At 59.5% G+C, this 25,137-nt stretch carries 22 protein-coding genes and 3 pseudogenes; 13 read left to right on the plus strand and 12 right to left on the minus strand.

From position 1 onward, the window contains the following. Position 1: 1 nt before the first annotated feature. Positions 2 to 1,438 (minus strand): cytochrome ubiquinol oxidase subunit I, encoded by a 1,437-nt coding sequence (locus CES87_RS09665; protein ID WP_128605960.1) that lies wholly within the window; start codon positions 1,436 to 1,438, stop codon positions 2 to 4. Between the two features lie 483 nt (positions 1,439 to 1,921). Between CES87_RS09665 and CES87_RS09670 the strand changes: the two genes are divergently transcribed. The 3 genes and pseudogenes from CES87_RS09670 to CES87_RS09680 all read left to right on the plus strand — a co-directional run bounded on the left by CES87_RS09670 (position 1,922) and on the right by CES87_RS09680 (position 3,823). After that, positions 1,922 to 3,160 (plus strand): MFS transporter, encoded by a 1,239-nt coding sequence (locus CES87_RS09670; RefSeq protein ID WP_128605961.1) that lies wholly within the window; start codon positions 1,922 to 1,924, stop codon positions 3,158 to 3,160. An 84-nt stretch (positions 3,161 to 3,244) separates the two neighbouring features. After that, positions 3,245 to 3,522 (plus strand): annotated as a pseudogene (locus tag CES87_RS09675) (type II toxin-antitoxin system RelE/ParE family toxin). 13 nt (positions 3,523 to 3,535) lie between these two features. After that, the gene (locus tag CES87_RS09680) at positions 3,536 to 3,823 is read left to right on the plus strand and encodes a HigA family addiction module antitoxin (protein ID WP_128605962.1); all 288 of its coding nucleotides are present in this window, start codon (positions 3,536 to 3,538) and stop codon (positions 3,821 to 3,823) included. Between the two features lie 5 nt (positions 3,824 to 3,828). On the opposite strand, the gene CES87_RS09685 is transcribed toward CES87_RS09680, so the two are convergent. Further along, entirely contained in the window at positions 3,829 to 4,380 is a 552-nt protein-coding gene (locus CES87_RS09685; protein ID WP_128605963.1) for a DJ-1 family glyoxalase III, read from the minus strand. Between the two features lie 97 nt (positions 4,381 to 4,477). Further along, positions 4,478 to 4,915, minus strand: coding sequence for a DUF4879 domain-containing protein (locus CES87_RS09690; RefSeq protein WP_128605964.1), 438 nt, complete (start codon positions 4,913 to 4,915; stop codon positions 4,478 to 4,480). 244 nt (positions 4,916 to 5,159) lie between these two features. On the opposite strand from CES87_RS09690, the gene CES87_RS09695 reads away from it, so the two are divergent. After that, a complete protein-coding gene (locus CES87_RS09695) occupies positions 5,160 to 6,455 on the plus strand; it encodes an NCS2 family permease (protein ID WP_128605965.1) in 1,296 nt (431 codons plus the stop codon). Beyond that, the gene (gene trmA, locus CES87_RS09700) at positions 6,452 to 7,531 is read left to right on the plus strand and encodes a tRNA (uridine(54)-C5)-methyltransferase TrmA (protein WP_128605966.1); all 1,080 of its coding nucleotides are present in this window, start codon (positions 6,452 to 6,454) and stop codon (positions 7,529 to 7,531) included. Before CES87_RS09695 ends, trmA begins: the two co-directional genes overlap by 4 nt. 199 nt (positions 7,532 to 7,730) lie before the next feature. Here trmA and CES87_RS09705 read toward each other — a convergent pair. Continuing rightward, a pseudogene (locus tag CES87_RS09705) lies at positions 7,731 to 7,936 on the minus strand (4-oxalocrotonate tautomerase family protein). Positions 7,937 to 8,057: 121 nt separating this feature from the next. Between CES87_RS09705 and CES87_RS09710 the strand changes: the two are divergent. The 3 genes from CES87_RS09710 to CES87_RS09720 all read left to right on the plus strand — a co-directional run bounded on the left by CES87_RS09710 (position 8,058) and on the right by CES87_RS09720 (position 10,408). Then, a complete protein-coding gene (locus CES87_RS09710) occupies positions 8,058 to 8,969 on the plus strand; it encodes a LysR family transcriptional regulator (protein ID WP_128605967.1) in 912 nt (303 codons plus the stop codon). A 138-nt stretch (positions 8,970 to 9,107) separates the two neighbouring features. Then, positions 9,108 to 9,548, plus strand: a complete 441-nt coding sequence (gene aroQ, locus CES87_RS09715) for a type II 3-dehydroquinate dehydratase (RefSeq protein ID WP_128605968.1) — start codon at positions 9,108 to 9,110, stop codon at positions 9,546 to 9,548. Between the two features lie 5 nt (positions 9,549 to 9,553). Continuing rightward, entirely contained in the window at positions 9,554 to 10,408 is an 855-nt protein-coding gene (locus CES87_RS09720) for a shikimate dehydrogenase (RefSeq protein WP_128605969.1), read from the plus strand. Positions 10,409 to 10,484: 76 nt separating this feature from the next. Here CES87_RS09720 and CES87_RS09725 read toward each other — a convergent pair whose 3' ends face one another. Together CES87_RS09725 and quiC are read right to left on the minus strand one after the other, a co-directional pair. Then, positions 10,485 to 11,162 (minus strand): TetR family transcriptional regulator, encoded by a 678-nt coding sequence (locus CES87_RS09725; RefSeq protein WP_128605970.1) that lies wholly within the window; start codon positions 11,160 to 11,162, stop codon positions 10,485 to 10,487. Positions 11,163 to 11,264: 102 nt separating this feature from the next. Next, positions 11,265 to 13,166 (minus strand): 3-dehydroshikimate dehydratase QuiC, encoded by a 1,902-nt coding sequence (quiC, locus tag CES87_RS09730; RefSeq protein ID WP_128605971.1) that lies wholly within the window; start codon positions 13,164 to 13,166, stop codon positions 11,265 to 11,267. A gap of 423 nt (positions 13,167 to 13,589) precedes the next feature. Between quiC and CES87_RS09735 the strand changes: the two genes are divergently transcribed. Continuing rightward, a complete protein-coding gene (locus CES87_RS09735; RefSeq protein ID WP_128605972.1) occupies positions 13,590 to 14,930 on the plus strand; it encodes an MFS transporter in 1,341 nt (446 codons plus the stop codon). A 125-nt stretch (positions 14,931 to 15,055) separates the two neighbouring features. Here the strand turns inward: CES87_RS09735 and CES87_RS09745 are convergent. From CES87_RS09745 to CES87_RS09760, 3 genes and pseudogenes are all read right to left on the minus strand, one after another. Continuing rightward, positions 15,056 to 15,931 (minus strand): annotated as a pseudogene (locus CES87_RS09745) (DMT family transporter). A gap of 155 nt (positions 15,932 to 16,086) precedes the next feature. Next, on the minus strand, positions 16,087 to 16,902 hold the full coding sequence (locus tag CES87_RS09755) for a sugar phosphate isomerase/epimerase (protein ID WP_128605974.1): 816 nt from the start codon (positions 16,900 to 16,902) through the stop codon (positions 16,087 to 16,089). 251 nt (positions 16,903 to 17,153) lie between these two features. Then, complete coding sequence (locus CES87_RS09760) at positions 17,154 to 17,927, minus strand: IclR family transcriptional regulator (RefSeq protein ID WP_128605975.1); 774 nt, start codon at positions 17,925 to 17,927, stop codon at positions 17,154 to 17,156. Between the two features lie 171 nt (positions 17,928 to 18,098). Between CES87_RS09760 and CES87_RS09765 the strand changes: the two genes are divergently transcribed. The 4 genes from CES87_RS09765 to CES87_RS09780 all read left to right on the plus strand — a co-directional run bounded on the left by CES87_RS09765 (position 18,099) and on the right by CES87_RS09780 (position 22,865). After that, positions 18,099 to 19,832: an FAD-dependent oxidoreductase gene (locus CES87_RS09765; RefSeq protein WP_128605976.1), complete on the plus strand. Its 1,734-nt coding sequence runs from the start codon at positions 18,099 to 18,101 to the stop codon at positions 19,830 to 19,832. Positions 19,833 to 19,993: 161 nt separating this feature from the next. Then, entirely contained in the window at positions 19,994 to 20,851 is an 858-nt protein-coding gene (locus CES87_RS09770; protein WP_128605977.1) for a neutral zinc metallopeptidase, read from the plus strand. A 148-nt stretch (positions 20,852 to 20,999) separates the two neighbouring features. After that, a complete protein-coding gene (locus CES87_RS09775; RefSeq protein WP_128605978.1) occupies positions 21,000 to 21,893 on the plus strand; it encodes a neutral zinc metallopeptidase in 894 nt (297 codons plus the stop codon). After that, positions 21,894 to 22,865 carry an alpha/beta fold hydrolase gene (locus CES87_RS09780; protein WP_128605979.1) on the plus strand — a complete coding sequence of 324 codons (972 nt, stop codon included), beginning with the start codon at positions 21,894 to 21,896 and terminating at the stop codon, positions 22,863 to 22,865. Between the two features lie 98 nt (positions 22,866 to 22,963). On the opposite strand, the gene CES87_RS09785 is transcribed toward CES87_RS09780, so the two are convergent. The 3 genes from CES87_RS09785 to CES87_RS09795 form a co-directional block, all read right to left on the minus strand. Beyond that, complete coding sequence (locus CES87_RS09785; protein WP_128605980.1) at positions 22,964 to 23,557, minus strand: HAD family hydrolase; 594 nt, start codon at positions 23,555 to 23,557, stop codon at positions 22,964 to 22,966. Continuing rightward, positions 23,554 to 24,423 carry an acyl-CoA thioesterase II gene (gene tesB, locus CES87_RS09790; RefSeq protein ID WP_128605981.1) on the minus strand — a complete coding sequence of 290 codons (870 nt, stop codon included), beginning with the start codon at positions 24,421 to 24,423 and terminating at the stop codon, positions 23,554 to 23,556. The genes CES87_RS09785 and tesB overlap by 4 nt, the downstream gene beginning before the upstream one ends. Positions 24,424 to 24,528: 105 nt before the next feature. After that, positions 24,529 to 25,098, minus strand: coding sequence for a GNAT family N-acetyltransferase (locus tag CES87_RS09795; protein WP_128605982.1), 570 nt, complete (start codon positions 25,096 to 25,098; stop codon positions 24,529 to 24,531). Between the last annotated feature and the right edge of the window lie 39 nt (positions 25,099 to 25,137).

Raw genomic sequence — 25,137 nt, forward strand, 5'->3', positions numbered from 1 at the left:
TTCAAATCTCCTTGGTCAGGCTGATGCCCGCATCAGCGTGCTCGTCATCGGCTGCCGACAGCGGACGCGCCGGCGTGCGTTTCTGGCCGGGCCCTCCGTCGTTGGTTTCCTTGCCCTCGTCGACCTTCGGCCCTTTGCGCACCAGGCGCATCATGTAGCCCAAACCGGCGCCGAACAGCGCGAAATAAACCACGACAAACAGGATCAACGTGATGCTCATCTGCATGAAGCTATGGTTGGAAGACGCATCCGCCGTGCGCATCAGGCCATACACCACCCATGGCTGACGGCCGATTTCAGTGGTAAACCAGCCGGCGAGAATCGCGATCAGGCCCGATGGCCCCATCCACAACGCCAGGTACAGGAACGGTCGCGATGTGTAGAGCGTGTCGCGTTTGCGCAGCCACAGGCTCCACAGACCGGTGAAGATCATCAGGAAACCCAGGCCGACCATGATCCGAAACGACCAGAACACGATGGTCGAATTCGGCCGGTCTTCAGGCGGGAATTCCTTGAGGGCTGGCACCTGTTTGTCCAGCGAGTGAGTCAGGATCAGGCTGCCCAGGTACGGGCTCTCGACGGCAAATTTGGTCCTCTCTTCTTTCATATCCGGCCAGCCGAACAGGATCAGCGGGGTCGGCTCGTTGCCTTTGTTTTCCCAGTGGCCTTCGATCGCGGCGATTTTGGCTGGCTGATGCTCAAGGGTGTTGAGGCCGTGGAAGTCACCGATAACGGCCTGTATCGGCGCGACGATCAGCGCCATCCACATCGCCATCGAGAGCATCTTGCGGATCGCCGGGTTGTCCTTGCCGCGCAGCAAGTGCCAAGCCGCGGAGGAGCCTACGAAGAATGCCGTCGCGACGAACGCCGCCGTGGCCATGTGCATCAGGCGATACGGGAATGAAGGGTTGAAGATCACCGCGAACCAATCGGTTGGAATGACTTGGCCGTTAACGATCTCAAAACCTTGCGGGGTCTGCATCCAACTGTTGGAGGCGAGAATCCAGAAGGTCGAGATCAAGGTGCCGATGGCAACCATGACCGTGGCAAAAAAGTGCAAGCGGCGTCCGACCTTGTTCCAGCCGAACAGCATCACGCCGAGGAAACCGGCTTCAAGGAAGAAAGCCGTCAGTACTTCGTACGTCAGTAACGGCCCGGTTACGGAGCCGGCGAAGTCCGAGAAGCGACTCCAGTTGGTGCCGAACTGATAGGCCATGACCAGCCCCGAGACCACGCCCATGCCGAAGTTGACGGCAAAGATCTTCGACCAGAAATGGTAGAGGTCACGGTAGGTATCGTTATGGGTTTTCAGCCACAAGCCTTCGAGTACGGCCAGGTAACTCGCCAGGCCAATGGTGATGGCAGGGAACAGGATGTGAAACGAGATAGTGAACGCGAACTGAATTCGGGCGAGATCAAGTGCCTCTAAACCGAACATAAGTCTTCCTCTGTCAGGTAGTACGGCTGCGGGCTGGAAGCCTGCACCCACGGCCCCCACGGATAATGGAGTGTGGCGAATCTCTATTTGTTCTTTTTTTACACGCATCGCTACGCAGGGAGTCTGGCCTTACGGCCGCCGGATCAATTCCTTTGAGAGTTTTGATCTGGATCAAGCAATGTTGAAAGAGTAGTCCCATTTGCGAGGATGAACCGCGTGGTCTTTTGCCGCGTGACAAGTTGCCTCATGGGCACCGTTATGATCTGCAACACAATCCCTGTGGGAGTGGGCTTGCCCGCGAAAGCGGTATATGAGTTACATCATTTTTGGTTGTGCCACCGTCTTCGCGGGCAAGCCCGCTCCCACAGGGTTTTATCGGGCTAAAGAAATCGATGTCTGGCTAACGAAATTTTCCGGCATGGCAACTTCCTGTTACAGCTTGGTGATAGTCTCGCCCTTCCCCTCCCCCAGATTCGCCTTCAAATGCCCAGCCAAGAGCCCTTGCTGTTACGTCACCACCGCCCCTTCCTTGCCTTCTGGCTGGCCCGGGTTTTTACTGCCAGCGGCTTTCAGATGCTCACAGTGGCCATTGGCTGGAACCTTTACCAACTGACCGGCAACGTGCTCGATCTGGGGCTGGTAGGGCTGGTGGAGTTCGCGCCGCGTGTGCTGTTCATGCTGCACACCGGGCACGTCGCGGACCGCTACGACCGGCGCAAAGTTGCGGCGATCTGCCAGTCCCTGCAGGCACTGATAGCCCTTTCGCTAGCCATCGGCAGCGCGACCGACCATGTCACCCGGGAAATGATCTTCATCCTCGCCTTCCTGCTGGGCGCCGCCCGATCCTTCGAGATGCCGACCACCCAGGCCTTGCTGCCGAGTATTGTGCCCAGCGCCTTGTTCCCCCGGGCCGTGGCCGCCGCGCAATCGGCCCAGCAATCAGCGACCATCGTCGCCCCGGCTCTCGGCGGTTTGCTTTACGCCTTCGGCAGCGTGTGGGTCTATGGCCCGACAGTGATCCTCTACATCATTGCCTGCACGCTGATGCTCAACTTGCCGGCCCGGCAAACGCCACTGAACAAAGGCAAAGCCACCCTGGACTCGCTGCTCGCCGGGATCCGCTTCATTCGCAGTCGCCCGGATATTCTCGGGGCGATCTCCCTGGACCTGTTCGCCGTCCTGCTCGGTGGCGCGACGGCGCTGCTGCCGGTATTCGCCAAGGACATTCTGCTCACCGGCCCGTGGGGCCTGGGCCTGTTGCGCTCGGCGCCGGCGGTGGGTGCGCTGCTGATGTCGCTGTTCCTGGCAAGGTTTGCCGTGGAACGCAATGTCGGGCGGGTGATGTTCACCGCCGTAGGGGTATTCGGCGTGGCGACCATCGCCTTCGGCCTGTCGACGTCACTCTGGTTTTCGCTGGCTGTGCTGGTGGTGTTGGGTGCGGCTGACATGATCAGCATGGTCATCCGTGCGTCTTTCGTGCAACTGGAAACCCCGGACGAAATGCGCGGCCGGGTCAGCGCGGTGAACGGTCTGTTCATCGGCGCTTCGAACCAGTTGGGTGAATTCGAATCCGGCCTGACCGCACACTGGTTCGGCACCGTACAGGCGGTGGTCATGGGCGGCATCGGCACGCTGGTGGTGACGGGTACCTGGATCAAACTTTTCCCGACTCTGGCCCAGCGCGATCGAATGCATGTGCCGGTGCAGGAGATGAAAGTTTGAAGCGTCGCTGATTACAGATTTGCCGACAAGGTGCGATACATAAATAACGCATAAAGTGTAATGTATCGCCTTACACTCATCCACATGATCAAATCCTTTCAGCACAAAGGCCTTCGGGGCTTCTATGAAACTGGTTCGACACGTGGGATACGTGCAGACCATGCCAAGCGCCTGTCTCGAATGCTGCAGTTCATGGATCGCGCGACTGCACCCGGCGATCTCGATATTCCAGGATGGCGACTACACCCGCTCAGGGGGAGTTGAACAACTACTGGTCACTGAGTGTTTCAGGTAACTGGCGGGTAATTTTCCGCTTTGTCGGTTCGGACGTAGAGCTGGTCGACTATCTGGACTATCACTGAAAGGAGGCAGGACATGCCCATGCACAACCCGCCGCACCCAGGCGAAACATTGTTGTTGGATGTATTGCCCGAACTGGGCATCAGCATCGCGGAGCTGGCCCGACACCTTGGCTTTGCGCGCCCGCACCTTTCACGGGTGCTGCATGGGCATGCGCCCATCAGTCCGGACCTTGCGGTTCGTCTTGAGCGCGCTGGAATTGGCAAGGCGCGCATGTGGCTAGGGGTTCAAACTGACTATGATCTGTGGCAAGCGGAACGCCGCGAGCAGCCGGTCATCAAACCCATCGCTGCTCACGCCTGACGTTTCTAAACCACTAGCTCCCCCGCCACCTTCGCCCGCGTGGCTTTGCCACACAGCTGTTCCACCAGCGTCAGGGCAAATGCCAGTGCGGCGCCTGAACCCTGGGCGGTAATGCAGTTGCCATCGACCACTACCGGTTTATCGACGAAGTTGCAGCCTGACAGTTGGTGACTGGCAGAGGGCAGACAGGTCATGCGCCGCTGGCGCAGTACACCGAAGGTTTGCAGCGCCAGTGCCGGTGCTTCGGCGATGCCCGCGAACAGGCGACCGGCCGCAGCCTGGTCCTTGATCAGTTGTTGCAGGGGTTGATGTGCCGCCAGATGTTGCGCCCCCACGGCGCCGCCGGGCAGGACGATCAGGTCGAAAGGTTGGGCCAGCAAGTCCACCAGCATCGCATCGGTGGTGAGGCGAGTACCGCGGGCGCAGGTGAGCATGCGCCGCCCTTCGATGCTCGCCACTACCACTTCCACCTTGGCACGACGCAGCACATCGACCAAGGTTACGGCTTGCAGATCATCGATGCCCTCGGCGAGGGTAATCAAAGCTCTAAAGGTCATGAGTGCAATCCACAGAATGATCCTTAAAGCGTAGTCAGCTTTCCCTAGCCTTGTTCGAGGCCCGCTGTTTCTTGATGTGAAGCTACTTGATGTAAAGCTACTTGATATAAAGCTGCGTCGACAAAGTGTTGCCCGGTGCATTGATCGAGGTGTTGCTGAAGGTGAACGTGCCTTCCTGTTTGCCCGCCAGATCGAAAACGTACAAATTGCCGACGGTTTTTCGACCGGCCACACAATCGGTCAGGTTGCCGTTATCGTAGGCGCAGACCGGTGTGCGGGTTCCGTTCACGTCGAAACCATCCAGTGCGACATGGGGCTGGCTACGACCGTAGCCCACTTCCAGCACGTAGATCCTGATGTTCGGGCCACTGTGATTGCAGCGCGTCTGCGTCTGTCCTTCGTCAATCGACTCGAAACCACAGCCCGGCGACTCGACCTTGAGCACTTTCACCTGGGTCAACGGCGGTGCCGAGGCCGCCGAGGCGGTTTGTGCCCCCAGGAACATTGCCATCAAGATAAACAGACACTTTTTCATGCACTACCCACCAAAAAACTCACCCCGAAAAACCACCTCAAAAACCAGCGCGCAGTATGGCTGACTCCGGCTAAACGCAAAACATCGACGACGATCACCGCCATAAGCAGCCATAACCCCACGCGACTGGTATGATGCGCGGCTTTTTCCGACCCACCGTAAATTCCCAGGCGCCTGCAGCGGCCTGTGCTTTGCTGTTGAGGTCGATACATTCACGGCGCCGGGCGCGCCACGGGGAGCAGACATGCTGGAAAGGCTGTTTCAACTCAAGGCACACAACACCAACGTACGTACCGAGATTCTCGCGGGCGTCACGACCTTTTTGGCCATGGCATACATTCTGTTCGTTAACCCGAGCATCCTCGGCGAGACTGGCATGGACAAGGGCGCAGTGTTCGTCGCCACCTGTCTGGCAGCCGCTTTCGGCTCCACGGTGATGGGCCTGATCGCCAACTACCCGATCGCCCTCGCACCGGGCATGGGCCTGAACGCCTTCTTCACCTATACCGTGGTCCTGCACATGGGTCACACCTGGCAAGTGGCGCTGGGTGCGGTGTTCATCTCGGCGGTTTGCTTCTTTCTGCTGTCGATCTTCCGTATCCGTGAATGGATCATCAACAGCATCCCGCTGCCGCTGCGTTCGGCGATTGCTGCAGGCATCGGCCTGTTCCTGGCACTGATCGCCCTGCACAACGCCGGCATTGTGGTCAGCAATCCGGCGACCATGGTTGGCCTCGGTGATCTGAAACAACCGGCACCGATCCTCGCCACGCTCGGCTTTGCCCTGATCGTCGCCCTCGAAGCCCTCGCCGTGCGCGGTGCGGTGTTGATAGGCATTCTGGTCGTGACCATCGTGTCCATCGTCATGGGCTTTACCCCGTTCGGTGGTGTGATGTCGATGCCCCCTTCGCTGGCGCCGACCTTCCTGCAACTGGACATCAAGGGCGCACTGGACATTGGTCTGGTCAGCGTGATTTTCGCCTTCCTGTTCGTCGACCTGTTCGACAACTCTGGCACCCTGATCGGCGTCGCCAAACGCGCGGGCCTGATGGGCAAGGACGGCCACATGCCGAAAATGGGCCGCGCCCTGATCGCCGACAGTACCGCCGCGATGGCCGGTTCCCTGCTGGGCACCTCGACCACCACCAGCTACATAGAATCCGCAGCCGGCGTGAGTGCCGGCGGCCGCACCGGCCTGACCGCCGTCGTCGTGGCGATCCTGTTCCTGCTGGCACTGTTTTTCTCGCCACTGGCTGCCAGCGTTCCAGCCTTCGCCACCGCGCCGGCACTGCTGTTCGTCGCCGTGCTGATGACATCCGGCCTGGCCGAAATAGACTGGGACGACATTACGGTTGCCGCGCCGGTGGTGATCACCGCCCTGGCGATGCCGTTCACTTATTCCATCGCCAACGGCATCGCCTTCGGTTTCATTGCCTGGACCGCGATCAAGCTGATGTCCGGTCGCGGCCGTGAGCTGAATCCGGCACTGGTGATTCTGTCGATTCTGTTCGTGATCAAGCTGGGTTGGTTTAACGCATGACTTTTGATTCCCAGGCCTACGCCGCTCAACTCGAAGACAAGGTCACGCGTCTGCGTGACCTGCTAGCCCCTTTCGATGCGCCGGAGCCGGTCGTCTTCGACTCGCCACTGCAGAATTTCCGCCTGCGCGCCGAATTCCGCTTATGGCGTGAGGCCGGCGAGCGCCACTACGCGATGTTTTCCCAGGAAGACAAACGCACGCCGATCCTGATCGAAGAATTCCCGATTGCCAGCCTGCGCATCAATCAGTTGATGCCGCAGCTCAAAGCAGCATGGCAGGCCAGTTCGGCCCTGAGCCACAAGCTGTTTCAGGTGGAGTTCCTCACCACCCTGGCCGGCGATGCGATGATTACCTTGTGCTATCACCGCCCGCTGGACGAGCACTGGCACGCGGCGGCCACAAAGCTCGCAGCCGATTTGAACATCAGCATCATCGGCCGCTCCAAGGGTAAACGCGAAGTCATCGGCCACGATTACGTGGTCGAGAAACTGGACGTCGGCGGTCGCACCTTCAGCTACCGCCAGCCCGAAGGCGCGTTCACCCAGCCAAACGGCACCGTGAATCAGAAAATGCTCAACTGGGCGTACGACGCACTCGGTGATCGCGACGACGACTTGCTGGAGTTGTATTGCGGCAATGGCAACTTCACCTTGCCGCTCGCCACCCGTGTGCGCAAGGTGCTGGCCACCGAAATCAGCAAGACTTCGGTTAACGCGGCATTGAGCAACCTCAGCGAAAACGCTGTGGATAACGTCACTCTGGTGCGCCTGTCCGCCGAAGAACTGACCGAAGCGCTGAACGAAGTGCGGCCATTCCGCCGTCTGCACGGCATCGACCTGAAAAGCTACGAGTTCGGTAGCGTCTTCGTTGACCCACCCCGCGCCGGCATGGACCCGGACACCTGCGAACTGACCCGGCGCTTCGACAACATCCTCTACATTTCCTGCAACCCGGAAACCCTGGCGGCCAACATCGCCCAACTGCACGACACCCACCGCATCACCCAATGCGCGATGTTCGACCAGTTCCCGTGGACGCATCACATGGAATCCGGGGTGTTGCTGACCCGGCGGTAATTGCAGAGACCACAAACAAATCAGCCGTCATTACGACGGCTTTTTTGTGGACGACTTCTGACTCACACACCTGTAGGAGCCGGCTTGCTGGCGATGGCGATTTACCAGGCACTGCATTGTTGGCTGATATGCCGTCTTCGCCAGCAAGCCGGCTCCTACAGTTGATATGCGCATCTACCTCAACCAACCCGGCTGAGAATTACCCCGGCTGATTTTTTCGATATTCAGTGGTGGTAATGCCCTTATACCCCAGTTATCCGTGTCGATTTCCTCGATCACGATGTGGGTCAGCTCTGGCGGTTTGCCGAGGACGCGCTGCAAGGTCTCAGTGATTTCGGCGATGACCTGGGCTTTCTGCTCACGGGTAACGCCGTCACGGGTAATACGTACGCTGACGAAAGGCATGCTGCTTCTCCTGCTCGGCTGATTACGAAAGGCTTACCAATTTAAGCTCAACTGTATCTGTGTGCAGGCATCTGAGAAATACTGATTCACACACTTCATTTGATCCTTGGCGTAATCAATCATGCAGCGACAATTCGACGATCTTCAGTTGGGCAGCATCGAGCTGTTTTGCCTGGCCGCCGAGGCCGGCAGCTTCACCGCGGCCGCGCTGGTGGCGGGCGTCACGCCGGCCGCGGTGAGCCGCTCGGTGTCGCGCATGGAAGAGCGTTTGGGCGTGCGGCTGTTTGCGCGCACTACCCGAAGTGTGAATCTGACCGACAGTGGTCGACGCTATTACGAAGAATGCCGCCAGGCGTTGGCGCAACTGGTGGAAGCCCAGCGCGAAGTCATGGGCCAGCAGCAGGTACCGTCCGGGACTCTGCGGATCAGTATTCCGACCACGTATGCCCACCACCGGATCCTGCCGTTATTACCGGCCTTTCGTGCGCGCTTTCCGGCGGTGAAGGTCGAGTCGCACATCAGCAATCGCAACATCGATTTCGTCGGTGAAGGCTATGACATGGCGATTCGCGTGCGCGCGATTCCTGATTCCGGCCTGATCGCCCGGCAGTTGGAGGATGCTGCGCTGGTGATGATTGCCAGCCCCGACTACCTCAAGCGCGCCGGCACCCCGCAAACCCTCGACGACTTGCAGCAGCACGAATGCATTCAATACGAACTGCCCAGCAGCGGCCGGCGCATTGCCTGGTTGTTCAATGACAACTTTGTTCCGCGTGAGATTCTGGCAGAGGGTAACTTCAGCTGCTCTGATGACGTGCTGGGTGGCGTGACGCTGGCCAAACACGGCGCAGGGTTGTTTCAGACTTATCGCTTTATCGTCGAAAAAGAATTGGCTGATGGTTCGCTGGTGGAAGTGCTCAAACCCTATGGCGGGCGCTCGCGGCCGTTCACCCTGCTCTACCCGCAAAGCCGCCATATGCCCCTGCGATTGCGGGCGTTTATCGATTTCCTGGTGGAGCATTTGCCACGCTGAAAACGAAACCGTCCGATCACCGCACACAAACAGCCGGCGAGCCAGCTCTTCAATTGACCGCATTAACCAGTTAGTACAATTTATCTCCACAGGCTGAAATCATCAGCCAATCCAAAAATAAAAAGTGGAGAAACTTTGATGTCGCCCATCATTCTGGTGCTCAACGGCCCGAATCTGAACATGCTCGGCACCCGGGAACCGGCCAATTACGGCTACGAAACCCTGGCAGACATTTCAGCCCTGTGCGGCCGTGCCGCCGAAGAATTCGGCCTGGCAGTGGAGTTTCGCCAGACCAACCACGAGGGCGAACTGCTCGACTGGATTCACAATGCACGCGGCCGTTGCGCCGGTATCGTGATCAACCCCGCAGCCTGGACCCACACCTCGGTGGCGATTCGCGATGCGCTGGTCGCCTGCGAACTGCCGGTGATCGAAGTCCACTTGTCCAACGTCCATGCCCGCGAACCTTTCCGCCATCACTCCTTCGTTTCAGCCATTGCCACCGCAGTGATGGCCGGGTTCGGCAGCCACGGCTATCGCCTGGCGCTGGAGCATTTCAGCCAACGTCTGAAAGGGTGAACATCGTGAATCAGAACCAAACGGTATTGGCCGGACTGATCGGCGCTGGCATCCAGGCTTCGCGCACGCCGGCGCTGCACGAACATGAAGGCGATGCCCAGGGTTTGCGCTACCTCTATCGCCTGATCGATCTCGATCAACTGCAAATCGACAGCAATGCCCTGCCCGACCTGTTGATGGCCGCCGAACGCATGAACTTCACCGGGCTGAACATCACCTTCCCGTGCAAGCAAGCAATCATCCCGCTGCTCGACGAATTGTCGCCGGAGGCCCGCGGCATTGGCGCGGTGAACACCGTTGTCCTGAAGGACGGCAAACGCATTGGCCACAACACCGATTGCCTGGGATTTGCCGAAGGTTTTCGCCGGGGCCTGAACGGCGTTGCCCTTGAGCGCGTAGTACAGATGGGTGCCGGTGGCGCCGGCGCGGCGGTGGCTCACGCGCTACTGAGCGAAGGCGTACAGCAACTGTGCATTTTCGATGTGGAAATCAGCCGCGCCCAGAGCCTGGCCGACAACCTCAACCAACATTTCGGCAGCGGTCGCGCCCTGGCCGGTCATGATTTGGCGCTGACTCTGGCCCAGGCTGATGGCCTGGTGAACACCACGCCGATGGGCATGAAAAAACTGCCCGGCATGCCGGTGCCGGTGGAGCTGCTTCGGACTGAGTTGTGGGTGGCGGAGATTGTTTACTTCCCACTGGAAACCGAACTGCTGCGCAATGCCCGCGCCCTGGGATGCCGGACGCTGGATGGCGGCAACATGGCGGTATTCCAGGCGGTGAAGGCGTTTGAATTGTTCAGCGGCGTAGTGCCAGATGCGCAGCGGATGCTCGCGCATTTTCAGAGCATGAATGTCTGAAAAAAGCTTCGCGGGCAAGCCTCGCTCCTACAAAGGCAACCAGAACCTGTAGGAGCGAGGCTTGCCCGCGAAGGCGTCAGGCCTGCAAATAGCGCAAAACCGACTCGCAAATCATCTCGCGATGACGCTGCTTGACGCTTTCGTCCGGTAAGTCGATCTGAAAAATCTCGCCGAAGGTGTGGCGGTTCGACACGCGATAGAAGCAGAACGAACTGATCAGCAAATGCACATCCAGCGGATCAAGGCCCGCACGGAACAGCCCTTCCTGCGCACCGCGACGCAGAATCTCGCTCAGTGAATCGAGGATGGTGTTGTTCATCGCCTTGATTGCATCGGAGCGCTTCACATACTCGGCATTGTGAATGTTCTCGATACTGACGATGCGCACGAAATCGACATTACGATCATGGTGATCGAAGGTGAATTCCACCAAACGACGAATCGCCTCTACCGGCGCCAGTTCGGCCAGGTGCAGACGGTTTTCGGTGTTTCGGATATCGCCGTAGAGCTTTTCCAGAACCTCAACGTAGAGCTGTTCCTTACTGCCGAAGTAGTAATAGATCATGCGTTTTGAGGTTTGGATGCGCTCGGCGATCGCATCGACGCGAGCACCGGACAACCCCTGCTGAACAAACTCGACAATCGCCTCCTGCAGGATGTTCTCGCGGGTTTTTTCCGGGTTGTTCTTGCGACTCTTGCGCGGTTCGGCAATAGGCTGGTCGGTCGCTGCGGAGAAGTCTGAAGTCATTGTCATTGCGGGCTCACGGCCATCACTGCACAGGTTGGCGATTATGAGCCGCGCCACACAGTGAAGGAAGCCGTGCGGCAGCGGTTTGTCGACGTGATTACGATTTTCCTACAACTTTGTCTGACGTACGGCACCACTTCGGGATTTGGCCATGGCTGCCAGTCTCACCGCGACGTTGGCCGCACCGTAACCGACATAACCGTTCTTGCGCTGGATGATCTCGAAGAAGAAACGCCCCTCGAACGGCTCGGTGTATACGTGAAACAGCTCGCCACCCTGGGCATCGCGGTCATACAGCACGTTGAAATAGGCCAGTTCGCTGAGGAACTCATCGTCAAAATCGAAGCGCGCCGCCAGGTCATCGTAGTAGTTGAGCGGGATATCCAGCAGCGGAACGCCCGCCTCTTTCGCACGGCTGACTTCGGCAAAGATGTCGTCGCAATCAAACGCAATGTGATGCACCCCGGAGCCGCGATAACTCGACAGCGCATGTGAGATCGCGGTGTTGCGGTTTTCGGAAATGTTCAGCGGCAACCGAATTGAGCTGTCGCGACTGCGCAGTGCACGACTTTTCACCAGGCCATAGGGGTCGGGCAGGACCACTTCGTCATCGGCCTCAAAATCCAGCAGGCTCTTGTAGAACAGCACCCAACTGTCGAGGCTGTCGGCAGGCAGCGCCATGGCCATATGGTCGATACGCTTGAGACCGCCGCGGGCTATTGCGTTCGGTAGCAGATTGAAGTCGGTGCCGTAGACGTCGGCGTCCTGATCCACCAGGTAAATCAGGCTGCCATCCGGCGCGCGCACGGCGGCGAGCTCCAGTTCATTCGGACCGACCAGCCCGCGATAAGGCTGACCCTTATAGGCCACGGCCCGTGCCAGAGCGCTGGCACTGTCCTTGACCCGCACTGCAGTGGCACACAGCGATGGACCGTGCGCCTCGAAGAAACTGTGGCCGAACGAGTAAGGCTCGGAGTTGAGGATCAGGTTGATATCACCCTGGCGCAGCAGGCTGACGCTCTTGGAGCGGTGCTGGCCGGCCTTGACGAAGCCCAGGCGCTCCAGCCAATGGGAGAGCTTGGCGCCGAGGCTTTCATCCACAGCGAATTCGAGAAACTCGATGCCGTTGTACTCGCTGGCCTTCGGTGTTTCGAACAGGATGTCGAGGTTGGTCGATGGTTGGGTTTCTTGCGCCAGACGCTGGCGGGTTTTCTCCTCCAGGTACAGCAATGAGCGCAAACCGTCGGCGGCGTTGGCCCTTGGTGGCGCGGCGCGGAAACCGTCGTTGAAGATCTCCAGCGACAGCGGCCCGGTGTAGCCGCTTTTGATGATCGGGGCGAGGAAACCCGGCAAATCGAACTCTCCCTGACCCGGGAAGCAGCGGAAATGCCGGCTCCACTCCAGCACGTCCATGGCCAGGATTGGCGCGTCGGCCATTTGCACGAAGAAGATCTTGTCACCGGGGATTTGCGCGATAGCGCTCGGATCACCTTTGAGCGACAGGGTATGAAAGCTGTCGAGCAACACACCGAGGCTGGGGTGACCGGCCTGACGGACGATGTTCCACACCTGCTGCCAGGTGTTCACATGCCGGCCCCAGGCCAGCGCTTCGTAACCGATGCGCAGACCACGCGCACCAGCGTGTTCGGCCAGCAGGCGCAAGTCATCGACCAGAATTTGCTCATCACCAATGGAGTCGGCCGACGCGTTGCTGCACACCAACACCAGGTCGGTACCCAACTCCTGCATCAGGTCGAACTTGCGCTCGGCCCGTTCCAGATTGCGTGACAAGCGGTCCCGGCGACAGCCTTCGAAATCCCGGAACGGTTGAAACAGGGTGATGGCGATCCCGAGATCGGCGCACATCTGTCTGATTTCCCGCGGGCTGCCGTCGTAGTAGAGAAGGTCGTTCTCGAAAATCTCCACGCCGTCAAAACCGGCGGCGGCAATGGCTTCGAGCTTTTCCGGCAGGGTACCGCTCAAGGACACGGTGGCAATGGAACGCTGCATATTTCGACTCCCGGTGGTGGAGGCAATCTTGTTGGAGGCTCTGCACGCTTTCGCTTTATGTAGCAGCTGGCGAAGCCTGCGTTCGGCTGCGCAGCAGACGTGAATTCGGGCTACTCGGTTTGATAGATCGCGTGCGCAGGTTTAACGACTGCTTCGCAGCCGAACGCAGCCTTCGGCAGCTGCTACAGGGATTGCGTTTATCTTGAAGTGAATTATTGGCTGCACGATCCAACACAGCAATTTAAAGTGTACTACCCAGTTAGTTTTGCGTGCGATTATCGAACACAATGGCCTTTGGCGAATTGACGATTTTTTGTTCACTGCGCAACATCAACTGCACATCGGGGCCACTCATGAACCATCGGTCCCGGTTAAAAAAGACCCAGAACACCACATAAAAATTTCAAAAATCGGGTGGCATACATGACTCCTTCCCAAAGTTCACGCATGGCGAGTTCGTCCATGAATCCTGTCAGCGGCGGTATCGGCGACAAAATCCGCGGCGCCATGGCCGTCGGCAAAACCCGTTGGGGCATGCTGGCGCTGGTGTTCTTCGCCACCACCCTGAACTACATCGACCGCGCCGCCCTCGGCGTCATGCAGCCGATCCTCGCCAAGGAAATGAGCTGGACGGCGATGGACTACGCCAACATCAACTTCTGGTTCCAGGTCGGCTACGCCATCGGTTTTGTGCTGCAAGGCCGCTTGATCGACCGGGTCGGCGTGAAGCGTGTGTTCTTCTGCGCCGTGCTGCTCTGGAGCCTGGCGACCGGCGCCCATGGTCTGGCCACTTCAGCGGTCGGTTTCATGGTCTGCCGCTTCATTCTCGGCCTGACCGAAGCCGCCAACTACCCGGCCTGTGTGAAGACCACGCGCCTGTGGTTCCCGGCCGGTGAGCGCGCCGTGGCCACCGGTATTTTCAACGCCGGGACCAACGTCGGTGCGATGTTCACCCCGATGCTGCTGCCGCTGATCCTGCACGTCTGGGGCTGGCAGGCCGCATTCCTGTGCATGTCGGCACTGGGCGGGATCTGGCTGTTGTTCTGGGGCTTGAAGTACTTCAACCCGGAAGATCACCCGAGCGTCAAACAGTCGGAACTGGACTACATTCAGAACGAAGTCGAACCGGAACAAACCCGCGTACCCTTCTCGCGAATCCTGCGCATGCGCGGCACCTGGGCCTTCGCCATCGCCTACTCGCTAACCGCACCGGTGTTCTGGTTCTACCTGTACTGGCTGCCACCGTTCCTCAATCAGCAATACAACCTGGGCATCAACGTGACCCAGATGGGCATTCCGCTGATCATCATTTACCTCACCGCCGACTTCGGCAGTGTCGGCGGCGGGATTCTGTCCTCGTTCCTGATCGGCCGCGGTGTCAACCCGATCAAGGCGCGACTGATGTCCATGTTCCTGTTCGCCTGCTGCATCATCGGCGTGATCATGGCGGCCGGCTCCAGCAGCCTGTGGGTGGCGGTATTCGCGATTTCCCTGGCGATCGGCGCGCACCAGGCCTGGACCGCCAACATCTGGAGCCTGGTGATGGACTACACGCCCAAGCACATGATGAGTACGGTGTTCGGCTTCGGCGGCATGTGTGCCGCGATTGGCGGGATGTTTATGACTCAGTTGGTCGGCCACATCCTGACCGTCACCAACAACAACTACACCGTGCTGTTCACCCTGATTCCGGCGATGTATTTCATCGCGCTGACCTGGATGTACTTCATGGCACCGCGCAAGATTCCAACCGTCACCGAGTAAAAGTCCGGCGCAATACCCTGTGGGAGCGGGCTTGCCCGCGATGGCGGTGGTTCAGCCAACATTAGTGTTGGATGTGCCGACCTCATCGCGGGCAAGCCCGCTCCCACAGTGTTTTTTGGGACCTTCTACTTGCGACTTTGCTGCCAGGCCGCCGCCAGCCCGCTGCAGCAGATCACGGCGATGCCAATCACAGTGGTCAGGGTCGGCGTGTGGGAAAACAACAGCCAGCCCAGCAGGCCGGCAAACACGATCTGGCAATAGCTGAATGGCGCCAGCAAGGCCGGTGCGGCATGGCGGAAAGCCTGGGTCAAAACAGGTGCGCCGTCATTCCGCAGGCCCCCAACGCCAACATCATCGCGCCATGCAACAGGCTCGGCACCTGCCAGAAGAAAGGCACCAGCGCGCTCATCACCAGGGTGTTACACAGCCCGGCGAAGAAGTTACTGGTGGTCGGGCTGTCGATCTCACTGAGCTTGCGTGTCAGCAACTGATAGAAGCAGAAAACAGCGCCGAGGTGAGGGGCAGCAACACCGCTGGCGTAAACAACTCACCACCCGGGTGAACGATGATCAGCACCCCGATGAAACCGCAAATCACCGCCAGCCATTGCCCCCGCGTTACCCGCTCCTTCAAAAGCGGAACCGACAACGCGGTGACCAGCACGGGTGCGAGGAAGTTGACCGACGTGGCCTCGGCCAACGGGATGTACATCAACCCGGTGGTAAAAAACAGGCTGGTGCCGAGTAAGCACAGGGCCCGGATCAGCTGAAGCAACGGGCGCTTCGTGCGTAAAACCCGCAGCCCGGATTGCGGCAGAAAGATCCCGGCCATCAACAAGGTGTGAACCACATATCGCGCCCACACCACCATGACAATTGGATAGAACCCGGAAAGGTACTTTGATAACGCGTCATGGCTGGAAACAGGAAGGTTGCGACAACGATCAGCAAGATCCCCTTGAAGGGCTGATTGACGCCGGAAAGCGGGGTGCTGACGGTCATTGGGTTTCCTTACATAAAGTCAAAAGCTTCGCGTGTAGGAGCGAGCCTGCTCGCGATGGTCGTAAACGATAACGCGGGGTGCCTGAAACCCAGCGGTGTCCTGCCGTCCATCGCGAGCAAGCTCGCTCCTACAGGTGAACAGTGCGCAGCACCGTTTACAGCCGCGCCAACAAATCCAGGGTTTTATCCAAAGCCATCTGCGCCCGTTCCAACGCACTCACGCCCTGCTCCAGCAGCTGCACCGTGGGAATCTCCAGACTCAATGGAACGTTAGCCGGCAAACAGCGCAACAACCCCGACAAATCGCAATCACCATCACCGGGAAAACGTCGCTCGTTACGCGCCTGACGCAAGATCTCGGCCATGTCAGCCGGTCGCGTTCCGGCGACATCACACAACTGGGCATACCGTAACCGTGAAGGCGCAACCCTGGCCAGATCTTCAAGCCTTGAACCCGAACGGTCGAAGTGGAACGCGTCCACCAGCACCGCACCGTTTTCGCGCCCGGCGCCCTCGACGATGCGCACCGCTTGCTCAAGATTGCGCGCATCGGTCCAGGGCATAAACTCCAGATGCGGATGCAAACCATAAGACGCTGCCAGATCACAAAGTTCGGCAAAGTTTTCCGTCATCCGTAGCTCGTCGGAATCGTTACCGGCCACCAGTAATTCGCTGGCACCGAATTCGGCACCGACTGCCAGAATCTTCTCGAAATCGGCAACGACGGTTTCCGGCTTCAGCCGCAGGATTTCAACATCCAGCACACCAATGCCTGTGTCGCGCAGACGCGCCAGGGTTTGGCGCCGCAGTTCGCCATCGGCCACCAACGCAAAGTGGTGTTCCTCCAGCGTCGCCGGCACCAGGCGCAAGCCGACATGGCTGTAACCAGCCCTCGCCGCAACCTCGACCATGTCGGGCGGTGACAGCTCCAGCACTGTCAGACTGGCCAGGGAAAAGATGCGTTCACTCATGGTCAGCCCTCGATCACGGTGCGGACGATCAGGGCAATGCGAAGGGGCGAACTCATGGTGCGGTCCTCTTGGTTATTGTTGGAAGAATGAATTCCAACAATTTAGAACCAGGTTCCAGATTACGACACAAGCATGAACAGATAGTGTTCGAACAGCGCACATCTTCTGTAGGAGCGAAGCTTGCTCGCGATGCAGACGCCGCCGTTTTTCATTAGGGACCGCGTCATCGTTCATCGCGAGCAAGCTTGCTCCTACAACAACTCTGACGCCACACTCGCCGCCGACAACTCATCGGTAAACGCCAACAACAACGGCGCCAGTTCATGCAACCGCGCCCCCGGCATCCGCGCACTCGGCCCGGCGATGCTGAGTACACCGATCACCCGACCATCACCCGGATGGCGCACCACTGCGGCAATCGCCGAGGTGCCTACCGCTGAACTTTCCTCGACACAGGCGTAGCCCTGCTCGCGCGCCAGGCGCAGGCGCTCGAGCAGTTCGATATTGGAACGCGGTGCATTCGGCCCCAGCTCCAGCGGCCGGTCCGCCACCTGGCGTTCCACCAGTGACAAGGCTTCGGCATCGCTCATGCACGCCAGCCAGGCATGCCCCGAAGCTGTGTAGAAAAGCGGTGCATCACGACCCATGTCCGGGTCGTAACGCAGACCGGAACGGGCGCCCTGGGACTTGGCAATCCAGGTCTGCCGATCACCCTCGATCACTCCGAGACGCACCAGTTCGCCGGTTTCCTGAGCCAGGCGATCGAGCACCGGTTGCACGATATCGGCGCCACTGCTCGACAGGTAACGAAACCCCATCGCCACCAGTTTGGTCGACAAGTGATAGCGCAGGTTTTCCGGGTTCTGCCGCACATAACCCAGGCGGATCAGCTCGGCGAGCAGGCGGTGAGTAGCGCTTTTGGGAATGTCCAGTTGCTCCGCCAAAGTCTGCATCGGCAGACCGCGAGGGTCGCTAGTGAGGCTTTCAAGCACACTGAAAACACGTTCGATCTGGCTGCCGGCCATAGGCGTCTCCACGTAAATTTTCTCGATTCTAGAAGACAACCGACGGATTACGAAATCTGGAACCAAATGTCCGATAACCGCCCGTTTTTGGCACAAGATTCTTGCCTACTCCAACCCGCTCCTTATATTTTTCGGAATCAATTCCAAAAATATAACGTTGGAGCTCCAATAATGTCTGCCGAAGAGAATTTTCTCCCCGACATTGACTGCGATGTGCTGGTCGTCGGTTCCGGTGCGGCCGGGTTGTCGGCGGCAGTGACTGCAGCGTTCCATGGCCTGAAAGTCATCGTGGTCGAAAAAGACCCGGTGTTTGGCGGCGCCACGGCCTGGTCCGGCGGCTGGGCGTGGGTGCCATGCAATCCATTGGCCCGGCGCGCCGGCATCGTCGAGGACGCGGAGTTGCCCCGCACATACCTGAAACACGAGTTGGGCGAGCGTTACCAGCCGGCGATGATCGATGCGTTTCTGGAGGCTGGCCCGCGAATGGTCGCATTCTTCGAAAAGCACACCTCGCTGCAATTCGCTGACGGTAATGCGATTGCCGACATTCATGGCGATACGCCGGGCGCCGGCACCGGTGGACGCTCGGTAATCGCCGCGCCGTATGACGCACGAAAAGTCGGCAAGCTGCTCAAACGTCTGCGCAAAACCATGCGGGAAACGTCCTTCATGGGCATGCCGATCATGGCGGGTGCGGACCTTACGGCGTTCCTGAACCTGACCCGCTCGCTGTCGGCGGCCTGGCATGTAACCCGACGTTTTACTCGCCACCTGATCGACCTCGCCGTGTATGGACGGGCGATGCAACTGGTCAATGGCGTGGCGCTGGTGGCGCGCCTGGCAAAGTCCGCCGAAGACCTTGGTGTGCTGCTCCGGGAGTCGGCGCCGGTCACCCAATTGCTGCGCGAAAACAACAAAGTGCACGGCGCCGTGGTCAGTACCGCCAACGGTTCGGTACGCATCAAGGCGCGTAAGGCTGTGGTGCTTGCGGCCGGCGGATTCGCCAATGACATCGAACGTCGCAAGGCGCTGTTCCCGCGCACACCCACCGGACATGAACACCTGGCCTTGCCGCCAGTCGGCGTGTCCGGCGATGGCCTGCGACTGGGTGAAAGCGTCGGCGCCTGCGTGGATACCGACATGCAATCCCCTGTTGCTTGGGCACCGGTTTCCCAAGTGCCACACAGCGACAGCAACACTGGCCACTTCCCGCACATCATCGAGCGCGGCAAGCCAGGGATCATCGGCGTGCTGAGCAACGGCCAGCGCTTCGTCAACGAAGCCAACGGCTATTACGATTATGTGACGGCCATGGTCGCTGCCGCACCGGAGGGTGAAGAAGTCGCCTCCTGGCTGCTTTGCAGCCATGCTTTTCAGCGGCGCTATGGCTTGGGCATCTCTCGGCCGTTTCCGGTGCCACTGTCATCCTTTATCCGCAGCGGCTATCTGAAAACTGGCAGCACCCTTGAGGAATTGGCGTCGGCCTGCGGCATCAATCCGGTCGGCTTGCGCAACACCGTCACGGACTACAACCGTCACGCTCGCAATGGTGAAGACCCGCAATTCGGCCGGGGTTCGACGCCCTACAACCGCAAACAGGGTGATGCGTCGCAACGGCCCAACCCGTGTATCGCCACCATCGAACACGGCCCGTTCTATGCGGTGAAGGTCCAGCCCGGCTGCTTCGGCACCTTCGCCGGGCTCAAGGTCAATCAACACGCCCAGGTCCTCGACGACTCGGGCCAGGCCATCGCCGGGCTTTACGCAGCAGGCGGCGATATGGCCAGCATCATGGGTGGGCATTACCCCGCCGGCGGCATCAATATCGGCCCGGCGCTGACGTTCGGCTACATCGCCGCACGCCACATTGCAGGAATCACTGCTTATGAACAGGAGGTCGACTAGGTCAGCCCGGACTTTGCGCCAGTGTGGGATGCGTTCGACCAGTAACCGGGAAATGGTCATGGCCTTACCAACCCTTACACATTTCTCCCACACCATCTTGCCTGTGCGGTTATTCATGGAATCGGCGATATCCGCCCATCAATCCATGAGAGACCGCAACCATGTTATGGAACAAGGCAAGACGCAGCGACAACGTAAACGACACTCGGGAGGGCAAGGATGCCCGCACACTCACAGGGAAAACCCTGGGCGCCGGACTGGCCGCTATCGCACTGGCAAGTGCAGGATTTTACTCGTTGCTGAGTGACAGCCCCGTTGCCCCTTCGGACATTCATGAACCACCCGCCTCCCCCCTCACGATCGAGCCCACCGAAGATCTGCAACTGAAGTTTGTCCAGTCAGTGCTGGGCGAGACCGAAGACACCTGGAAACAACTTTTTGCACAATCGGGACGGGAATACGCGCCCCCGACACTGACGCTGTTCGACAAAGGCATTGTTTCGGAATGTGGGTTCGCCAACCCGGCCAATGCTCCGTTCTATTGCCCGAGCAACCAACAGGTGTATCTCGACCTGGCAGTCTTCGAGAAGCTGGAACAGCACTTTTCAGTGGTCGCAGACTTCGCACGGGCCTACATCATCGCCCACGAGATCGGCCATCACGTGCAGCTTGAACTGGACCTTTCCGATCCATTCGAAAAGGCTCTGCTCGACCAGCAACCCGTCATGGGCGATGGGGGTCTGGAGGTCCGTGCGGAATTGCAGGCCGATTGCCTGGCCGGCGTCTGGGCACACCATGCGCAACAGCGCCTGGACTGGCTTGAACCTGGCGATATCGAAGCCGCATTACATGCCGCAGCAGTGTTCGGTGACGACAACCTGCAACGCTCCCGAAACTCCGCGGTTCGGCCAGAGACGTTCAGCCATGGCACCTCAGAGCAGCGCGTGAACTGGTTCAAAACCGGTTTTGACACTGGCCGCACGCAGGCGTGTGACACCTTCGCCGCCATCGACTTATAAGACCCGTCGGTCAACGAAACCACTAATGTCACCCCATGCACAGAACCGGCGCTGCACAAGGCTGTCTGACGACCGGACTGGCGCCGGTCCCACTTGGCAGCAACACTCATCGCACGGAGCTTTACCCAGAACAGAAGAGGATTCCCACATGCTATGGAAAAAAGGCCGACGCAGCGACAACGTGGTCGATGCCCGTGGCGATGATAGCGGCGGTGGTGGTGGCGGCGGGATGCGCTTCGGCGGCAAGGGCCTGAGCCTGACGGCGATCCTCCTGATTGTCGGGATCGGCTGGATCACCGGCCAGGACCCGATGCAGATCCTCGGCCAACTCACAGGCCAGATGGGCGAGCAATCGGCACCGGCCACCAACCAGACCCGCAAGGCGCCACCGGCCAATGATGAAGGGGCCGAATTTGTCCGCTCGATCCTCGGCGATACAGAAGACACCTGGCGGCAGATTTTCCAGCAGGCTGGCCGTCAATATAAGGACCCGACCCTGGTGCTGTTCAGCAGTCGCGTCAACTCGGCTTGCGGCTTGGCGACGTCGGCGACCGGCCCGTTCTATTGTCCGGCAGACCAGAAAGTCTATCTGGATACGAGTTTCTTCCAGGAGATGTCCCAACGCTTTGCAGCCGCCGGCGATTTCGCCCAGGCCTACGTGATCGCTCACGAAGTCGGACACCATGTGCAGACCTTGCTCGGCGTTTCCGCGAAGATTCAGGCCGCTCGGCAACAGGGCCGGCAGATGGAAGGCGACGGCGGCTTGCTGGTACGCCAGGAACTGCAAGCCGATTGCCTGGCTGGGGTCTGGGCCAACAATGCACAAAAACGTCTGAATTGGCTGGAACCGGGTGACATCGAAGAAGCTCTGAACGCAGCCAACGCCATCGGCGACGATCGATTGCAGCAACAGGGTCAGGGCCGTGTGGTGCCGGACTCGTTTACCCATGGTACGTCGGCGCAACGGGTGCGCTGGTTCAAAACCGGATTCGCACAAGGCCAGGTCGGCCAGTGCGATACCTTCGCGGCGAAAAATCTGTAAATGAAAAAATGGTTGTTGGCGTTGCTGTTCACTTGCGCAAGTCCTTTCACAAATACTTGGGCTGCCGAGCAGGGTGTCAAGGAGATCAGTCCCGGACGCCTGTTGTTGAAATCAGGTGAAATGGCGGTAGGCATCAGCCCCGCCCCGGCAAAAATCGAACGCGTGTTGATCATCGTTCACGGCCGCTTGCGCAATGCGCAAACCTACCTGCAAAGCGGCGAACATGCGGCGCAACTGGCCGGGCAAAGCGCAACGACCCTGGTGATCGCCCCGCAATTTCTCAATGAAACCGACGTCGCGCTACATCCCGTGGCCGACACGGTTTTGCGCTGGCAGGGCGATGAGTGGATGGCGGGTGGCGAATCCACCGCACCGTTTCGTCTGAGTTCCTTTGATGCACTGGATGAAATCGTCGCCCGACTGGGTGATCGCCAGCAGTTTCCGGACGTGAAGCAAATCGTCATCGCCGGACACTCCGGCGGTGCTCAAGTGGTTCAGCGCTACGCTCTGCTGGGCCACGATCAACCAGCGCTGGAAGCCGCCGGCGTACAGGTGCGCTACGTGATCGCCAACCCGTCATCCTATGCGTATTTCGATGAGCGCCGACCGGTGGCCTTCAACCACGCCGGATGCCCGGACTTCAATCGATGGAAGTATGGACTGACAGATTTACCCGCCTACGCCGAAGGACAAACCGTCGCGCAATTGCAGGAAAAATACCTCAAGCGCGACATCGTTTATCTAGTGGGGCAGCAGGACATGAACCCGAATCATCCGGCGCTGGATAAAAGCTGCGAGGCCAAGGCCCAAGGCCCTTACCGATTGGCTCGTGGGCGTTTTTACTTCGATTATCTGAAGCGGCTGCAACCGCAAGGGTTGAATCAGCAACTGATCGAAGTGCCCGGGGTGGGGCATAACGGGGATGGGATGTTTACCTCGCCTGAGGGGCAGAAGGCGTTGTTTGGGCAGTAGGTGTTGTAGTGCTTCGCCCGACGCTTTCGCGGGCAAGCCTCGCTCCTACAGTTGATCGCACTCCCCTGTAGGAGCGAGGCTTGCCCGCGATGGGGCCCTCAAGCCGACAGCATCTGCCGCAACTCGACACAATCCGCCGCATGCCAATCCGCCAACTCCGGCCAGGGGTTATCCGGCAGGTTCACCAACACCGTCCGCGTCCCCGCCGCTCGCCCGCAATCCAGATCGAAGCGGTAATCACCGACCATCACCATCTCGCGCGTCGGCACGTTCCAGGCCGCGGCCAGTTTCAGCAAACCACCGGGATGCGGTTTTGGCGGCGCTTCATCGCGACCGAGCACATCCTCCACCGCGAAGCAGTCGGCCAGGCCGATGGCCTCCAGGGTGACATGCGCCAGCTCACGGGCATTGCGCGTGAGAATGCCCAGCCGATATCCGCGTGCGGCCAATTCACGTACCAGTTCCACGGCCCCCGTTGCCGGTTTCGAGCCCAGCGCCAGGTCCCGCTCGTGTTCCAGCAGCCACGCGTGTTTAGCCGCGGCTTCATCGGCCGGCAGTGCAGCGAGGTGAGTCAGGATGTCCTCTTCGGCCGGGATCGCCAATGCCACGCGAATTGCCGCGAAGTCATGCACGGCCACCGTCAGAGTGCCGTCCATGTCGAACACCCAATGACGTACATCGGCCAGACTCATGCCCAATCCTTGCGATGGCGAATCAGGCCTTCCTGAGTGACCGAAGCCACCAGTTGCCCGGCGCGGTTGAACACGCTGCCACGGCAAAACCCGCGGGAGTTGCCGGCCCACGGACTGTCCATGGCGTACAGCAACCAGTCATCAGCACGCAGGTTGGCGTGGAACCACAGCGCGTGGTCGAGGCTGGCGACCTGCATGTCCTTGTGCCAGACCGATTTGCCATGGGGCTGCATCGAGGTGGTCAACAGACCGAAGTCCGAGGCATAGGCCAGTAAGTATTTGTGCAACGCCGGGGAGTCGGCCAAGGCACCGTCGGCGCGAAACCAGACGTACTTGACCGGATCGGAAGGTTGCGGGTTGTAGGGATCTTTCTCGGTAACTGGCCGAAATTCGATCGGTTTAGGGCACAGCAGTTTTTCGCGCATTTTTTCCGGGATCAGGTGCGCGCGTTGCTGGGTGAGCTCCAGTTCCGACGGCAGGTTTTCCGGGCCGACCACTTGCGGCATCTGGCTCTGGTGCTGAAAACCCTCTTCGTCGTACTGGAACGAAGCGCTGCAGGTGAAGATCGGGTGCCCCTTCTGAATCGCCGTCACCCGACGCGTGCTGAAACTGCCGCCATCACGAACCCGGTCAACCTGATAGACCACCGGCAACCCGGCATCGCCCGGACGCAGGAAGTAGCCATGCATCGAATGCACGTGGCGCGTCTCTTCGACGGTCTGACTGGCCGCCGACAGCGACTGGCCGAGCACCTGGCCGCCAAACAACTGACGAAATCCCAGGTCTTGGCTGCGGCCACGGAAAAGGTTTTCTTCGATCGGTTCCAGGGTCAGCAGGTCCACCAGATCTTCCAACACTTGGCTCATTCTGACTCTCCTCACACAACGCAATGCCGCGCAGTCCTGGCTGCGTCGGTCGATTCAGATTCTGGCCAATGCCAACATGGGGACATTGTAAACGTCCGTGTCAGGTTAGCCATGCAAGGTTTGCAGCCATTGTTCACGGCTGATGCGATAGAGGACGTGGTGACGCAGGGGATGATCAGCGGCAAGCTTCGGATGCTCGAAGTCATCGGCGCGGTCGTGATGCATGCCGATTGCCTGCATGACTTTCTGCGACGGCAAGTTGCTGTCAGCGGTGAACGAGACGATTTCGTTCAGCAGTAAACGGTCAAACCCACAGCGCAGAGCAGTCCACGCCGCTTCGCTGGCATAGCCCAGGCCCCAGTGTTCCCGCGCCAGGCGCCAGCCGATTTCAGTGGCCGGAGTGAACGGCGCGTCGAACCCGGCCACAAGCAGACCGGTAAAACCGATGAACTGCCCAGTGTCCTTGCGCTCCAGTGCCCACAGGCCAAACCCGTGCTCGGCAAAATGACCTCTGATTCGCCCGATCAATGAAGCACTTTCCAGCCGACTCAAGGGCGCCGGAAAATAGCGCATGACCTGTGGGTCGCCACACATCGCCGCGAAATCCGGCAAATCCTCGTCGCGCCACTGGCGCATCAACAGTCGCGCGCTCTCGAGTTTCAGTATCGGCTCCATCGTCCCCCGCCCCCTCCGCTTGGATGTCGCAAGTCTACA

Source organism: Pseudomonas sp. ERMR1:02, assembly GCF_002277815.1.
In the GTDB taxonomy this organism is placed as follows: domain Bacteria; phylum Pseudomonadota; class Gammaproteobacteria; order Pseudomonadales; family Pseudomonadaceae; genus Aquipseudomonas.

Bases quoted from the DNA above. Each gene is read 5' to 3' on its own strand.
- tesB (WP_128605981.1), bottom strand. From the start codon at position 24,423: ATGAGCCAAGTGTTGGAAGATCTGGTGGACCTGCTGACCCTGGAACCG.
- CES87_RS09755 (WP_128605974.1), bottom strand. From the start codon at position 16,902: ATGAGTGAACGCATCTTTTCCCTGGCCAGTCTGACAGTGCTGGAGCTG.
- CES87_RS09735 (WP_128605972.1), top strand. From the start codon at position 13,590: ATGACTCCTTCCCAAAGTTCACGCATGGCGAGTTCGTCCATGAATCCT.
- CES87_RS09775 (WP_128605978.1), top strand. From the start codon at position 21,000: ATGCTATGGAAAAAAGGCCGACGCAGCGACAACGTGGTCGATGCCCGT.
- CES87_RS09795 (WP_128605982.1), bottom strand. From the start codon at position 25,098: ATGGAGCCGATACTGAAACTCGAGAGCGCGCGACTGTTGATGCGCCAG.
- CES87_RS09680 (WP_128605962.1), top strand. From the start codon at position 3,536: ATGCCCATGCACAACCCGCCGCACCCAGGCGAAACATTGTTGTTGGAT.
- CES87_RS09685 (WP_128605963.1), bottom strand. From the start codon at position 4,380: ATGACCTTTAGAGCTTTGATTACCCTCGCCGAGGGCATCGATGATCTG.
- CES87_RS09770 (WP_128605977.1), top strand. From the start codon at position 19,994: ATGTTATGGAACAAGGCAAGACGCAGCGACAACGTAAACGACACTCGG.
- CES87_RS09765 (WP_128605976.1), top strand. From the start codon at position 18,099: ATGTCTGCCGAAGAGAATTTTCTCCCCGACATTGACTGCGATGTGCTG.
- CES87_RS09710 (WP_128605967.1), top strand. From the start codon at position 8,058: ATGCAGCGACAATTCGACGATCTTCAGTTGGGCAGCATCGAGCTGTTT.
- CES87_RS09670 (WP_128605961.1), top strand. From the start codon at position 1,922: ATGCCCAGCCAAGAGCCCTTGCTGTTACGTCACCACCGCCCCTTCCTT.
- CES87_RS09780 (WP_128605979.1), top strand. From the start codon at position 21,894: ATGAAAAAATGGTTGTTGGCGTTGCTGTTCACTTGCGCAAGTCCTTTC.
- quiC (WP_128605971.1), bottom strand. From the start codon at position 13,166: ATGCAGCGTTCCATTGCCACCGTGTCCTTGAGCGGTACCCTGCCGGAA.
- CES87_RS09665 (WP_128605960.1), bottom strand. From the start codon at position 1,438: ATGTTCGGTTTAGAGGCACTTGATCTCGCCCGAATTCAGTTCGCGTTC.
- trmA (WP_128605966.1), top strand. From the start codon at position 6,452: ATGACTTTTGATTCCCAGGCCTACGCCGCTCAACTCGAAGACAAGGTC.
- CES87_RS09695 (WP_128605965.1), top strand. From the start codon at position 5,160: ATGCTGGAAAGGCTGTTTCAACTCAAGGCACACAACACCAACGTACGT.
- aroQ (WP_128605968.1), top strand. From the start codon at position 9,108: ATGTCGCCCATCATTCTGGTGCTCAACGGCCCGAATCTGAACATGCTC.
- CES87_RS09760 (WP_128605975.1), bottom strand. From the start codon at position 17,927: ATGGCCGGCAGCCAGATCGAACGTGTTTTCAGTGTGCTTGAAAGCCTC.
- CES87_RS09785 (WP_128605980.1), bottom strand. From the start codon at position 23,557: ATGAGTCTGGCCGATGTACGTCATTGGGTGTTCGACATGGACGGCACT.
- CES87_RS09725 (WP_128605970.1), bottom strand. From the start codon at position 11,162: ATGACAATGACTTCAGACTTCTCCGCAGCGACCGACCAGCCTATTGCC.
- CES87_RS09690 (WP_128605964.1), bottom strand. From the start codon at position 4,915: ATGAAAAAGTGTCTGTTTATCTTGATGGCAATGTTCCTGGGGGCACAA.